Here is a 12,874-nt window from a genome sequence, read left to right as displayed (position 1 = left end):
TTGATTGCCGCGCTCGACCGCTTTGGACCGCTTTACCAGCAGGCGATGGCTCGCCGCTTCACGTGGCGGTTGGGCATCGAGCGGCAAGGTCTGGAAGCGGATACCGCGCTGATTCAAGCCGCCGAACACAGCATGGTCGAAAGGGGCGAGGCGCCGGACCAATTCTTCTTCGCTCATCGAACCGGCCGTGACCCCGCGCAGGACGATTTCGGGCAATTGCTCAGGAGTTATCGGCCCCTTGCGGAAACCGACTCGCTCTTTTGGCAGCAAGCGTCGCCCCCTGGCATGCTTATCGACGAAGTGGAGCGGATATGGTCCGCGATCGACCAGCATGACGATTGGTCACCGCTCCACGGCAAGCTGGCTGATATCCGCGAGTTGGGCCGGCATCTGGGCTCACCGCCCCGCCCCCAGGGGCTTCGATGATTTTCAACGCGCCGTTAGCATCGCGGTAGGAATAGCTGTGGCATAGGGCTTCCAATTCGAAAACTTTTTTGACCAACGGATCATTAACTCTAATGGGCCGCGCAGCGACAAACAGAGCGACCGCAGCCAGCGATGAGGGACGTGTCAGCAGCGTGAGCACTGCGGAAATCATCTCCTGCGAACCGGCGACGGGCGCCGAAATCTGGCGCGGCAAGGTATGCGACGTGGACGACGTCGTTTCCCGCGCGCGGCGTGCCTGGCCCGGCTGGGCGGCGCAGCCGCTCTCCACCCGGATGGAACTGGTCCGTCGTTTCGCCAATGAAGTGCGCAAAGACGCGGAAAAGCTTGCGACGACCATCGCGCGGGAAACCGGCAAACCCATGTGGGAAGCCAACGCCGAAGTCGAACAGGTGGTTAACAAGGTAGAGATATCGATTCGCGCCTATGCCGAGCGGACAAGCCAGCGCAAGCTCGACTCCGCCTTGCAGGGCACGATGGCCGTGCGCCACAAGCCCCACGGCGTGCTGGCGGTGCTTGGCCCGTTCAATTACCCGGCTCACCTGCCGAACGCACATATCGTCCCCGCGCTGATCGCTGGCAACGCGGTGATCTTCAAACCGAGCGAGAAAGCGCCCGCGTCAGGCGAGATCCTGGCGCGTTGCTTCAGCCGCGCCGGAATCTCGGCGGCGGTCATGCAATTCGCGGTGGGCGGGCCGACCGAAGGGCAGGCCCTTGTCGCTCACGACGGGGTCGACGGCGTACTTTTCACAGGGTCCGCCAACACCGGCATCGCCATCAACCGCAGGCTTGCGACTCGTCCCGACAAGCTGGTGGCGCTGGAGATGGGCGGCAACAACGCCATGGTCGTGTGGGACACGCCCAAGCTGACGGACGCTGCCGCGCTTATCACGCAATCGGCCTTCGCCACCACGGGACAGCGCTGCACCGCCACACGCCGGCTGATCGTGAAGTCATCGATGTATGACGCGGTGATGAGCGAAGTGAAGTCGCTCGCGGACCGGATCATCTTCGGCGCCCCCTTCGAAGAGCCGGCGCCCTTCATGGGACCGGTGATCGACAACGCCGCTGCTGACGGGTTGACCGAAAGCTTCCTGTACTTGCTCAGCCATGGCGGCAAGGTCATCAAGCACCTTATCCGCCCACAGGAAGCACTGCCGTTCCTGAGTCCCGCCATCATCGACACGACCGCGATGAAGGACCGCCCGGATGTGGAACTGTTCGGGCCGATCCTGCAAGTGATCCGCGTTGATGACTTCGACGAGGCGATTGCCGAAACCAACAACACGCGCTTTGGTCTGGCTGCTTCGCTGATCGGTGGGACGCCGCCGGAATACAACCGGTTCTGGGCGAACGCCCGTGCAGGCATTGTAAACTGGAACCGCGCCACGGTGAATCCCAGCCACGCCGCGCCCGTGGGCGGCATCGGCCTTTCCGGCAATCATCGCGCCACGGGCTATTATGCTGCTGATTACTGCGCTTATCCGGTCGCGTCGGGTGAAATGGAGCAGCCTCGGGCAGTCATCGGCGTGGGTCTGAAGTAAGCGTCGGTTATTTCCCGCTGGTAACGAGATCCACTTCGGTGATCCCGCCGTTCAGCTTGCGGGCATAAACCACGTAGCTTTTGCCTTGCTTGCGACCGCCAAGCACATGATCGCCGCCGTCCAGCTTGTATTCAGCGCCATACCCATTCTTGCGCGCGGCAGAGTAGTAGAAGCTGATGACATCTTCAGGCGTCACCGGCGTCACGAAATTGACCACGCGCAGCGTGCATTCGCTGCTGTCGATGCCGGCTGCCTCCTGCACGGCGCCCCGTGGATAGACTGGAATATCAGCCGGCAGCCTGGCTGCCCAGGTATTTGAATACTGCACTTTAGCGGCGCAATCCGTGTGGGCGATCCGGGACGCCTGCGCCACTTGCGCGGCCGTGGCGGCGCTTTCGGTCAGCGTACTCGCCCCCCCTTGCGCCGGTTGCGGGGCGGGAAGCAGCGTCCCGCCGGCCACTTCCGCCGCCTTCGCTTTCGCGGCCTGTATGGCTTCGAGCGAGCGGTCAGCCGGCGGCAAAGTGATCTTGCCATCATTAACCGCAACGGCGGCGCCATTTTGCCCTGTCATGCCTGGATCGACCATGATCTGGTCCCCCAATGCGCCGGCCATCGCCGGATCGGTCTCGCCGCTGCTCGGCGCCTTGTTGCCCGACCCACAACCGGTAAGCAGCACAGTTGCGACAAAAGAAAACGCCATGATACGGGCGGCAGTCATCATTGTTGCGTTCCTTCCTCCCCGCCGCGGCGGGGCGGGTCCGTTTTTCAGACCTGATGAAGTCTCTATCGTCTGCCCGGATGAAACGCGAAATCCGCACGAAGTGCCAGATGCTTCCGCCCGCCGTCCCATTTCGGGAAGGGCGCAAGGCCAAAAGCTGAGGGCGCCCGCGATAATCGCGAGCGCCCTCCCGCCCGAACGCGGTCCACGGTCCGGACGGTCCCCCGCGCGTCGCCGTCCGCGCGAAGAGATGATGTTGCCGATGCGATCAGCGGCAGCGGGAATTGCCGCGATCAACCTCTCGACCCAGGAGCGCGCCGCCTACCGCCCCGAGCAATGTGCCCACGGTACGATCGCGACCACCATCGATCTCGCGCCCCAAGAGAGCCCCCGCCGCGCCGCCAACGATTAGGCCGGTCGTGCCATTGGGCTTGCGGCAATAGTAGCGCCCATCACGCCCGCGCCAGCTGCGGGAGTCGCGATCGCGATCACGGTAATCGCGGTAACTTTCGTCGCCATAGTCACGATACCCGGTGCGATAGCCGCGGCGCCAATCCTCGCCCGAATAGCGTTCCCGGCTGTGCTCGTAGCTCTGCTCACCGGGTGCCTGAAACCCGTAGTCATAGCTGGTCGCGGCCGTGGCGGGGACTGCGGCGGCAAGGCTGGCTGCCGCGACCGCAACGCTGGAAGCCTTGAAGAATGCGTTCATTTCAAATCTCCTCGTGAGGGAGGACTGAACCTGCCGAACGGCTCGATTCGCCTGACACATTCATCTTTAGGTTTAATAATCTGAACGGCCTGCAACAGGATCGTCAGAATATGGTGGCCCTTGAAAAACTTCGCGAGACCAAGACCGAGTGAGGGTCTTGCCCGATGAACGGAGCGCTCCTAGGCCGTAACCCCATGACATCTCTCTCGTCCGCCCGCTTCAGCGGCTTTCCACAAGCCTTGGGCGCTTATCTCATCTGGGGGTTGTTCCCCCTCTATTTCGCGCTCTTGCGCGCGGTCTCGCCGATCGAGATCGTGGCTTGGCGGCTACTGTTCACATTGCCCTTCTGCCTTGTCATGATCGCGGTCACGCGCCAGGGACGAGAGCTGCGGGCGGCGCTGGGCAACCCGCGCTTGGTTGGCGCCCTGGCCTTAAGCGGATTGTTGATCGGCACCAACTGGCTGATCTACATTGCAGCCGTGATGCACGGCCATGTTCTTGCGACCAGCCTTGGCTATTACATCAACCCCCTCGTCAACGTGCTGGCCGGTACGCTGTTTCTTCGCGAGCGCCTTTCCCGCCTGCAATGGCTGGCGGCGGCCATTGCCGCCGTGGGCGTGGCGCTGCTGGCCCGCGATGCCCTGTCGACCTTGTGGATCAGCATGGCGCTGGCGCTCACCTTCGGAGGGTACGGCCTCATCCGCAAGCTCGCTCCCGTCAACTCGCTACCCGGCCTGGCGGTGGAAACCACGGTGCTGCTGCCACCGGCGCTGGGTTTGCTGATATGGCAGGCAACCAGCCCGCAAGGTCTCAGCATGGGATCATCGATCGGCCTCAGCCTCCTCCTGGCCTGCGCCGGCGTTGTCACCGGCCTGCCTCTGCTTCTTTTCGCCAGCGCCGCGCGGCGGCTGGATTTTTCGCTATTGGGCTTCCTCCAGTTCGTAGCGCCGACCGGATTGTTCCTGGTCGGCCTGTTCGCCTTTCAGGAACGCCTGGAGCCGGTGCAGCTGGTCTGCTTCCTATTCATCTGGACCGCGATAGCGGTGTTCTGCTGGGACCTGCTGTCTCGGCGAAAACCATCAGAGCGCCCCGGCAAAGCGTAAGGGCTCGCCATGCGCCTGATTGGCGAGTTGGCCCTCCCACATCGCCGAATGGCCGCGCACGATCGTGCCGATCACGCGGCCTTCCAGCTCCATGCCGGTGAAGGGAGACCAGCCGCAACGGCTTTCGATCCACGCCTCCGTCACGGTGAAGCGGCCCTTTCTGTCAATCACCGTGAAGTCAGCATCGTAGCCGGCTGCGATGCGCCCTTTGCCGACCAGCCCGAACACGCGCTGGACCCCGCTGGACGTCATATCGATCAAGCGCTCCAACGTCATGCGCCCCTTGGCAACATGGTCGAGCATCAGCGGTAGCAGGGTCTGCACGCCGGGCATGCCTGAAGGACTGGCGGGATAGGGTTTCGCCTTCTCCTCCCTGGTATGCGGCGCATGATCCGAACCAAGTACATCGGGCACCCCCTGACGCAGCCAGTGCCACAGCCCTTCGCGATGCGCGGCAGAACGGATCGGCGGGTTCATCTGCGCGAAAGTGCCCAGCCGCGGATAAGCATCTTCGGCAGCAAGCGTGAGGTGCTGCGGCGTAACTTCGCACGTGGCGATATCGCGATGCTGCGCGATCAGTTCCAGCTCCGCCGGGGTCGTCACGTGAAGAATATGAACCGGCCTGCGCGCCTCGCGGGCCAGCGCCAGAATCCGCCGCGTCGCCATCAGCGCGCTCTCATCATCGCGCCAGACGGGATGGCTCGAAGGGTCGCCCTGCACCCGCTCATTCAGCCGTGCATTCATCCGCGCCTCGTCCTCGGCATGAATGGCCACGCGGCGGCGGCCATGAGCCAGGACACGGGCAAGTTGCTCGTCTTGCGCCACCAGCAGGCTGCCGGTTGAGGCGCCCATGAAGATCTTCACTCCCGCCGTGCCGGGCACTCGCTCCAGTTCGCCCAGCTCTTCGGCGTTTTCCGCGGTGGCGCCGACGTAGAAGGCGTGATCGCAATACATGCGGTGATGCGCGCGTTCCAGCTTGTCATGCACCCGCATCAGCGTGTCGGTATTCGGGCTGGTGTTGGGCATCTCGAACACCGCGGTTACCCCACCCATCACAGCCGCCCGGCTGCCTGTTTCAAGGTCTTCCTTGTGCTCAAGCCCCGGCTCGCGGAAATGCACCTGGCTGTCGATCACGCCGGGCAGCACATCAAGACCGGTGCAATCGATCCGCCGCGTCGCGTCCGGATAGCTGCCGATGCCCAGAATCTTTCCGTCACGCACCGCAACGTCAGCGACGACGGCACCGGAAGGCGTGTGCACCATGCCACTGGCGAGGACGAGTTCAGGCGCTTGGAAGGTCATCGGGCTAGTCTCTTTCACTGTCCAGGTTCACCCCGGTTGACACAGTTGACACAGTCCAGGAAGAAAAAGCCCAGCCGCGTTCGACGCGCCGCGTAAGCTTTCACCAGGGATCGTGCAAGAATGTCGAACGGGTCATGCTGCCCTTTTGCCACGATCCGCAACCTGTAGGACAGCGCTTTCGCAATGGCTTGGGGACTGCCCTCGTCCCTGCCGAAAGCAAAGGCCCGGCCTGCTCTATGAGCAGACCGGGCCAACGGGCGCCCGCAGGGAGGGAGGGAAGCGCGGGCGCCGCGCGGGTGGAACCTTGAAGCGGCTCGCCGTCAGGCGAACTTGCCGGCCTTGGCGATCAGGTTTACCGCCTTGCGGGCGCTGGGAACCTCGCGCGCCTGCAGGAACTCCGGCAGGGCTTCCTTCGACCCTTGCCGGCCGATCGTGAAAGCTGCCTCGAGGCGATGATCTTCCGGGATGCCGAGCGCCTTTTCGGCCTCGCCGAACTTGATCCCGGTCATGCCGTGCGTGCGATAGCCAAGAGCTTGCGCCTGAATGGCTGCCAGCGCCCAGGCCGCACCGGCATCGAAGCTGTGACTGTAGCTTTCCGAATTGCCGGTATCCGAACGCATCACCTTGTCCGAGACGACAAAGACAAGAGCCGAGGCGTTCTGCGCCCAGCCTTGGTTAAATTCGACCAGCAGCGAAAGGAACAAGTCCCAGCTGGCATCGCCCTTCCGAGAATAAAGGAATGTCCAGGGCTGCGCATTGAAAGCGGAAGGCGCCCACCCGGCGGCTTCGAAGATCACGTCGAGATCCTCCTGGGGTATCTCGCTGCCGTCGAAAGCGCGGGGGCTCCAGCGGTCCACGATAATCTTCTCAACCTTGGGATGTGCAACGCGAGCAGTCATGATTAGGTCCTTGGGCTTGGGGAGAGAGAGAAAAACGGCGGAGACACAAGCTCCGCCGTGTTCGATTATGCAACGTCTACCAGGACGATTTCAGCGTCCTCGATCGCGGTGACCGTGATGGCGTCCAGGCCGGTGATCGCGACGCCGTCGCGCGCTTTCGCCTTGACGTCGCCAATCTGGACAAGACCCGTGGCCGGAACCAGATAAGCGTGGCGGCCCGACTTGGTGGCATAAGTCACCGTGTCGCCCGCCTTGACAGTGGCGCCCAGCACGCGAGCGTCGGCGTTGATCGGCAGGGCATCGTCACTCTCCGTGCCGCTCGCCAGGATGACGAACTTCCCGGCGCGATCGCCCTTGGGAAACGGGCGAGCACCCCAGTCCGGCTGTTCCCCGCGGCGATCGGGCATGATCCAGATCTGGAACAGAGTGGTCTCTTCATCCTCCAGATTGTACTCGGAATGGCGGATGCCGGTTCCAGCGCTCATCACCTGGACATCGCCAGCTTCCGTGCGCCCCTCATTGCCCAGGCTGTCACGGTGAGTGATCGCACCCTTGCGCACATAGGTCACGATTTCCATGTCCTGATGCGGATGCGGCGGAAAGCCTGTCTGAGGCGCGATGGTATCGTCGTTCCACACCCGAAGACGACCCCAGTTGGTGCGCGCCGGATCATTGTAATCGGCGAAAGAAAAGTGGTGATGCGCGTCAAGCCAACCGTGATTGGCCGCGCCAAGGCTTTCGAAAGGGCGATGCTCGATCATGAGGCGCTCCTTAATTGCTGTGCGTGTCTGCACGTGGTCCGAAGCAAGTGATGGCTCTGAGATAGCCGCTCGCAATCGATCGAGAAATTGGTATAAATTCGACCAAAATGTTTGGATTTATAGAATGCCTGATGTCATCTCCCCTAGCCTCGATCAATTGCGCATATTCCTCTCCATCGTCGAAGAGGGCAGCTTCAATGCGGCCGCACGAAAGCAGGGTCGAAGCATTTCTGTCATCAGTTATGCCGTCGCTCAGTTGGAGACGCAACTCGATGTGCGCCTGTTCGACCGGGAAGGATCGCGCAAACCGCAATTGACGGAAGCCGGCCGGGCCCTGGTTTCAGAGGCGCGCGCGATCGACGACGATATCGGCGCTCTGCTCGCCAAAGTGCGCAGTCTACGGCAAGGGCTTGAGGCGGAATTATCCTTCGCTGTCGACGTGATGGTGCCCGGCACCTGCCTGGCGCGCCTGTTGCGCGATTTTCAGGTAAGGTTCCCCACGGTGTCGCTGCGTCTGCACGTCGAAGCTCTCGGCGCGGTGGCGGCGCTGGTGCTGGATGGCAAGGCCACCCTGGCCATCGCCGGGCCGGACATTCAGCCCCATCCGGAGATTGAGCGTGAAACGATCGGCGGCGTCGATATGGTGGCGGTCGCGGCGCCCGAACATCCCCTGGCGCAAATGGCGCGCATTCCATCCGGCGAAGCCCGCAAACATCTGCAACTGGTGTTGACTGATCGCTCCCCGCTGACCGAAGGCCGGGACTTCTCGGTGTTCAGCCCGCGCTCCTGGCGACTGGCCGATCTCGGCGCCAAGCACGCCCTGCTCAAGGAGGGGATCGGCTGGGGATCGATGCCTCGCCACAGCGTGCAGGCAGACCTCGACAGCGGCACCCTGGTCGAACTGCACCTGCCCGAACGCACCGTCGTCAATTACGCTCTGGTCGCGCTGTGGCGCAAGGACTGTCCGCCGGGACCTGCGGCGGTCTGGGTGCTGGATGAAATACGCGAGCGGCTGGCGAAGCCATCGTAGGAAGCGGTTTGGAAATGCCCATTCCGGGCATTCCCAAACAGACGCTTAGAGGGGAGCATAAGGCCCTTGCGGCGCCGGGCCGCCCGCGCCACTTAGTCAGGCATGACTGCAACCCGCCTGTTCGACCGCGCCATCATCCGTCTTTCCCCCCGCGATTCGACCGAAAGCGTCGCCGATTTCCTCCAGGGCCTCGTTACGTCCGACGTAAAGGGCGCGCTTCCTGTCTGGACGGGACTGCTTTCGCCCCAGGGCAAGGCGCTGTTCGACTTCCTGGTGTGGCCGGCGGGAGAAAGCCTGCTGATCGATTGCGAGGCTGCCGCCGCCGATGCGTTGATCCGTCGGCTGTCCATGTATCGCCTGCGCAAGGCGATCGACATCGTGCGTGACGAGGGGTTGGCCGTCCATTGGCGGCCGCACATCGGCGATGCAGCCGCCACTGATCCGCGCCTGCCGGCCCTGGGCGAACGCTGGATCGCCGCTATTGACGCGACCGACCCGGAAGAGAGCGAAACTGGCGCGGACGCTGCATGGCGCGCGCGCCGCCTCGCCATGGGGGTGACTGAAGGCGTGGGCGAATTGGGCGATGGCGAGACGCTCTGGCTGGAATGCAACGCAGCCGAGCTTAACGGCGTCAGTTTCACCAAGGGCTGCTATGTCGGGCAGGAAAATACAGCCCGAATGAACTGGCGGCAGAAAATCAATCGCCGCCTCCTGGTGGTCCCGCTTGCACGTTCGGATGAAAAGCGCCGACGCGTCGCTTACCCCGAGCTTGGGCTGGCGGTGGATCACTTGCGGGTGGAGGACATTCCACCGGAACTTGTCCCCAGCTGGCTTTCTACAGCGGAATCGTCCTAATCTCGTCACGCGCTGAGCGCATCGTCCTCAATCTCGGCCTGTGGTTGCGCCCGGCGCTCCAGATCGACCACGTAAAGGCGGGCGGGCGCTTCACCCTCCCGGCCGGCGCTATAACGCCGGCGCTCACTGCCTGCGTCGTGAAAACCGGCCGCTTCCAGAACGCGGATCGCGGCGTGATTATCGACGAAATGTTCGGCCAGCAGGCGATGATGGCCCAAAGTGCGAGCCCAGTCGATCACCGCGCGCAGCGCCTCCAGGGCATAGCCCTGCCCGCGATGACGCGGAGCAATCCAGTATCCGACTTCAACTTCGCCGCGGTACGGATTGAACTCTATGCCGCCCACGAGCTTGGCGCCCTGCGCGCCGCGCAAATACATGAAAAAATGGGGCAAGCGCGGATTGCGCGGACGACGGAGATAAGTCTCGATCTCCTCACGCGTTCGCGGCAGCGCAAATACAGTCATACGCCGGATGGTGTCGTCGCTTAACGCTTCCAGAAGATCATCCAGATCCTCCGGCCAGCCCGGTCTCAGAAACAACCTCTCCGTGCGGATGAACATGTCACGGTTCTCCGTCTCTTTTCCCCCACTAAACGCATCATGCGCCCAAACATCTGCGATTGCACGAAGTTTGTTCATGGGGGAGGCACGACCAAACTGCTGACATCGCAGTCTTACCAATCAGTTACCGTCATGGTCGGGACCTTTTACGCTGCGCGCCTGCTGCGCATCAGGCCACCGTCATCGTCACTGTCGCAATGCCCTAGTCTGCGTTCGTACTCGCGCGCGGGAAACTTCGCCCCCCGACTCTTGCTGAACCGTTCGACGAGACGCCCGGTGTGGCGGAAACCGATCTTTTCGAGAACCCTGCCCGAGGCCGGATTGTCGATGAAGTGAGTCGCGACGATGCGCTCATACCCGAGCGTGCGGGCCAGGCTGAGCACGGCGCGGCCGGCTTCGCTGGCGTAGCCGCGGCCCCAGAGGTCTCGCGCGATCCAGTAACCCAGCTCGGGCGCCCCGTCCGCCGTCTCCAGACCGGAATGGAGCCCCACGCCGCCCACCAACCGGGCGCCGCTGGCGCCGGGCTGAGTAATGAAGAAGCGCGGTAGCAGCCGGTCATGCGGCAAAGCGATGAAGGCGCGCGCGTCGTGCGCCGTGTAAGGCCACGGCACATTGGCAAGATGGCGCACGACCTTCTCGTCGCCGATCAGGCTCAGCAGCTCTTCCCAATCCTCCGGCCAGCCGGGCCGCAGGAACAACCTCTCACTGCGAATGAACATTTATGTTCCCCACTCATTCGCCCCGCGTTTTCCGATAGTTCGAACGCGTGACACTGCCATTACGCAAACCGGCCCAGACAGCGTCCGAAGGCTCGCTGAAACAGGTCTGCGGCGAATCGAGGGAGAAACGAAAAGAGGGAGACGGGCCTGGCCCTCTCCCTCGTTCAGCCGGACTTGTGGTGCCGGCGGGGCCATCTCGTCAGGATGGCCCTTTCATCGACCATCCGCTTATTCGGCGGCTTCTGCCATGACGTCGACCGACACGTATTTACGGCCAAGCTTGCCATCGTGGAAGCGCACGCGGCCTTCCGCCAACGCGAACAGGGTGTGATCCTTGCCCATGCCGACGTTCACGCCGGGGTACACTTTCGTACCGCGCTGGCGGATAATGATGTTGCCGCCGATCACTTCCTGACCGCCGAACTTCTTCACGCCGAGGCGGCGGCCCGCTGAATCGCGACCATTGCGCGAGGAGCCGCCTGCTTTCTTATGTGCCATTTCCTGTTACTCCGAATGCGCGGGCTTCAGCCGACCGACACGATGCGCAGCAGGGTCATCTGCTGGCGGTGACCGTTCTTGCGGCGATAGTTATGGCGGCGGCGCTTCTTGAACACCACGACCTTCTCGCTCTTGGCCTGCGCGATGATTTCGGCCGAAACGGTGATCTTCGCGGCATCGGCAACCTCGCCGTCCTTGCCGGCCAGAAGAACGTCGCCCAGAGTGATCTTGTCACCGGCTTCGCCAGCCAGCTTCTCAACCGCGATCTTGTCTCCGGCGGCAACCCGGTACTGCTTGCCGCCCGTGCGCACTACTGCGAACATGGTGCCCTTACCTAATTCATATGCCCGAAACGAGCCGAAACAACCTTGCCCCGACCGCTTTGGTCCGACGAGAACCGTGGGAGCCTTGCGGGCGACGCACCAACCACCGCTCACGCACAAAACGGGGCGAGGGGTTGGAAAGAGTGGGTGCCGTTAGTGCAACGCCCTCCCCATGTCAACCGGAGACTGGGCGCTCCTGCCATGATCCGCGCCGCGGATGAGGAAACCCTCTCCCCTCTCCCCGTCGCCATGCTATGGCCACTGCCATGATCCGCTCGAAACCCCGATTGATACCACTATTGCTCCCGATCCTGGCGGCCGCCTGTTCCTCCCCGGGCAGTTATCCCTCGCTTGAGCAGCGCCCGGTCGAGCGAATCAGCGGAAGCGCAAAGCCCGTGGCCGGACCGCCAGCCGCCTCCTCTCCCGCCCTGCCGCCGGCAAGCGCCAATCTCGCAACCCGGCTGGACAGCCTTGTCGCCTCCGCGCGCGATGCCGATCAGCAATTCCAAGCCAATCGCCCCGCCGCAGAGCGAGCCGTGGCCGCCGCCGGCAGTGTCGCCAGCGATTCGTGGAGCACTGCCAGCGTCGCTCTCGCGCGGCTCGAATCCAGCCGATCGCAGGCGATGATCGCGCTGGCCGAACTCGACACCCTTTATGTCGACGCCCGCACTTCCGCGCTGGCGGAAGATCCATCAAGCGCCAAAAACATCGCGGCGGCGCGCGATCAGGTGAGCGATTGGGTGGCGGCGCAGGACCGCGTCCTGAATGACCTGAACGCGCGCCTTCGGAGCTGATCGGACAATCCGCAAGCCGGAGAAGCCCCTCCCCCTTCTCGGGAGAGGGGCCCTCCGAACCTCTGGCACTTGCCGATAGCCCCCCGGCTCGACGGAAATGCCAGGTGAAGGCGACGGCGACCACCCTGGCCGCCGGCCCAGGATCAGCACGGGCAACATGATGGCCAGGATTGCCGCGCCTGCAGCCTTCCGCTCAGAGTAAGGGTATCGGCATGGCACTGCCCCCAATGTTTCGGGCAGCATCCTGGCTTAGCCTATTATCCTTGCCCCCGACGACGACCTCAATGCGCCAGTCGCTGCTCCAGCTCATTGACCGCTATCAAAGTGGAACCGGCATCAAGCACTTCTCTACCGATGCGGGACACCGTGATTGTGCCAGGAAATTCGCTTGGCAGCAGGCCGATTAAGCCCAGCGAGCCAGATCCGAGATGTCCTGCTCGCGCGGTTCGATCCAATGCCATTCGCCCTTGGCCTTCTCCCGCTTCCAGAACCACGATTCGCTCTTGAGGTGATCCATCGCGTAATCGGCGGCGGCAAAGGCATCGCGGCGATGGCGGGCCGCGGCAGCGACCAAAACGATCGGCTCACCCGGAACCATCATGCCGCTGCGATGAA

General features: G+C 63.2%; 15 protein-coding genes and 1 pseudogene. 6 read left to right on the top strand and 10 right to left on the bottom strand.

The window, feature by feature from the left end; genetic code table 11:
- Window positions 1–426: pseudogene (locus V7D69_RS13895) on the top strand (selenoprotein O); the annotation flags it as partial.
- Between the two features lie 152 nt (window positions 427–578).
- Window positions 579–1,988, top strand: a complete 1,410-nt coding sequence (locus V7D69_RS13890) for a succinylglutamate-semialdehyde dehydrogenase (RefSeq protein ID WP_324064788.1) — start codon at window positions 579–581, stop codon at window positions 1,986–1,988.
- 7 nt (window positions 1,989–1,995) lie between these two features.
- Here the strand turns inward: V7D69_RS13890 and V7D69_RS13885 are convergent, their stop codons facing one another.
- Window positions 1,996–2,709 (bottom strand): hypothetical protein, encoded by a 714-nt coding sequence (locus tag V7D69_RS13885; RefSeq protein ID WP_324064789.1) that lies wholly within the window; start codon window positions 2,707–2,709, stop codon window positions 1,996–1,998.
- A gap of 265 nt (window positions 2,710–2,974) precedes the next feature.
- Window positions 2,975–3,415 (bottom strand): glycine zipper 2TM domain-containing protein, encoded by a 441-nt coding sequence (locus V7D69_RS13880; RefSeq protein WP_324064790.1) that lies wholly within the window; start codon window positions 3,413–3,415, stop codon window positions 2,975–2,977.
- 164 nt (window positions 3,416–3,579) lie between these two features.
- Between V7D69_RS13880 and rarD the strand changes: the two genes are divergently transcribed.
- On the top strand, window positions 3,580–4,518 hold the full coding sequence (rarD, locus tag V7D69_RS13875) for an EamA family transporter RarD (RefSeq protein WP_324064791.1): 939 nt from the start codon (window positions 3,580–3,582) through the stop codon (window positions 4,516–4,518).
- On the opposite strand, the gene V7D69_RS13870 is transcribed toward rarD, so the two are convergent.
- The 3 genes from V7D69_RS13870 to V7D69_RS13860 form a co-directional block, all read right to left on the bottom strand.
- The gene (locus tag V7D69_RS13870; protein WP_324064792.1) at window positions 4,495–5,820 is read right to left on the bottom strand and encodes a dihydroorotase; all 1,326 of its coding nucleotides are present in this window, start codon (window positions 5,818–5,820) and stop codon (window positions 4,495–4,497) included. The genes rarD and V7D69_RS13870 overlap by 24 nt on opposite strands.
- Window positions 5,821–6,140: 320 nt before the next feature.
- Entirely contained in the window at window positions 6,141–6,719 is a 579-nt protein-coding gene (locus V7D69_RS13865) for a nitroreductase family protein (protein ID WP_324064793.1), read from the bottom strand.
- Between the two features lie 65 nt (window positions 6,720–6,784).
- The gene (locus tag V7D69_RS13860) at window positions 6,785–7,480 is read right to left on the bottom strand and encodes a pirin family protein (protein WP_324064794.1); all 696 of its coding nucleotides are present in this window, start codon (window positions 7,478–7,480) and stop codon (window positions 6,785–6,787) included.
- A 124-nt stretch (window positions 7,481–7,604) separates the two neighbouring features.
- On the opposite strand from V7D69_RS13860, the gene V7D69_RS13855 reads away from it, so the two are divergent.
- Both V7D69_RS13855 and ygfZ read left to right on the top strand, forming a co-directional pair.
- Complete coding sequence (locus V7D69_RS13855) at window positions 7,605–8,510, top strand: LysR family transcriptional regulator (protein ID WP_324064795.1); 906 nt, start codon at window positions 7,605–7,607, stop codon at window positions 8,508–8,510.
- Window positions 8,511–8,612: 102 nt separating this feature from the next.
- Window positions 8,613–9,365, top strand: coding sequence for a CAF17-like 4Fe-4S cluster assembly/insertion protein YgfZ (ygfZ, locus tag V7D69_RS13850; protein ID WP_324064796.1), 753 nt, complete (start codon window positions 8,613–8,615; stop codon window positions 9,363–9,365).
- Between the two features lie 5 nt (window positions 9,366–9,370).
- On the opposite strand, the gene V7D69_RS13845 is transcribed toward ygfZ, so the two are convergent.
- The 4 genes from V7D69_RS13845 to rplU all read right to left on the bottom strand — a co-directional run bounded on the left by V7D69_RS13845 (window position 9,371) and on the right by rplU (window position 11,465).
- A complete protein-coding gene (locus V7D69_RS13845) occupies window positions 9,371–9,925 on the bottom strand; it encodes a GNAT family N-acetyltransferase (RefSeq protein WP_324064797.1) in 555 nt (184 codons plus the stop codon).
- Between the two features lie 146 nt (window positions 9,926–10,071).
- Window positions 10,072–10,644 (bottom strand): GNAT family N-acetyltransferase, encoded by a 573-nt coding sequence (locus tag V7D69_RS13840; RefSeq protein WP_324064798.1) that lies wholly within the window; start codon window positions 10,642–10,644, stop codon window positions 10,072–10,074.
- Between the two features lie 228 nt (window positions 10,645–10,872).
- Window positions 10,873–11,142, bottom strand: a complete 270-nt coding sequence (gene rpmA / locus V7D69_RS13835) for a 50S ribosomal protein L27 (protein ID WP_226792664.1) — start codon at window positions 11,140–11,142, stop codon at window positions 10,873–10,875.
- 26 nt (window positions 11,143–11,168) lie between these two features.
- The gene (gene rplU, locus V7D69_RS13830; RefSeq protein ID WP_333606088.1) at window positions 11,169–11,465 is read right to left on the bottom strand and encodes a 50S ribosomal protein L21; all 297 of its coding nucleotides are present in this window, start codon (window positions 11,463–11,465) and stop codon (window positions 11,169–11,171) included.
- A 395-nt stretch (window positions 11,466–11,860) separates the two neighbouring features.
- Between rplU and V7D69_RS13825 the strand changes: the two genes are divergently transcribed.
- On the top strand, window positions 11,861–12,259 hold the full coding sequence (locus V7D69_RS13825) for a hypothetical protein (protein ID WP_324062436.1): 399 nt from the start codon (window positions 11,861–11,863) through the stop codon (window positions 12,257–12,259).
- Window positions 12,260–12,662: 403 nt separating this feature from the next.
- Here V7D69_RS13825 and V7D69_RS13820 read toward each other — a convergent pair.
- Window positions 12,663–12,874, bottom strand: a 212-nt coding sequence (locus tag V7D69_RS13820; RefSeq protein WP_333606087.1) for a molybdenum cofactor biosynthesis protein MoaE, incomplete at its 5' end; no start/stop codon positions are given.

Origin of the sequence: Novosphingobium sp. (assembly GCF_036733805.1) — a bacterium.
GTDB lineage: Bacteria > Pseudomonadota > Alphaproteobacteria > Sphingomonadales > Sphingomonadaceae > Novosphingobium.
The sequence above is the reverse complement of the archived record's forward strand: the minus strand, read 5'-3'. Positions and strand labels throughout refer to the sequence as shown.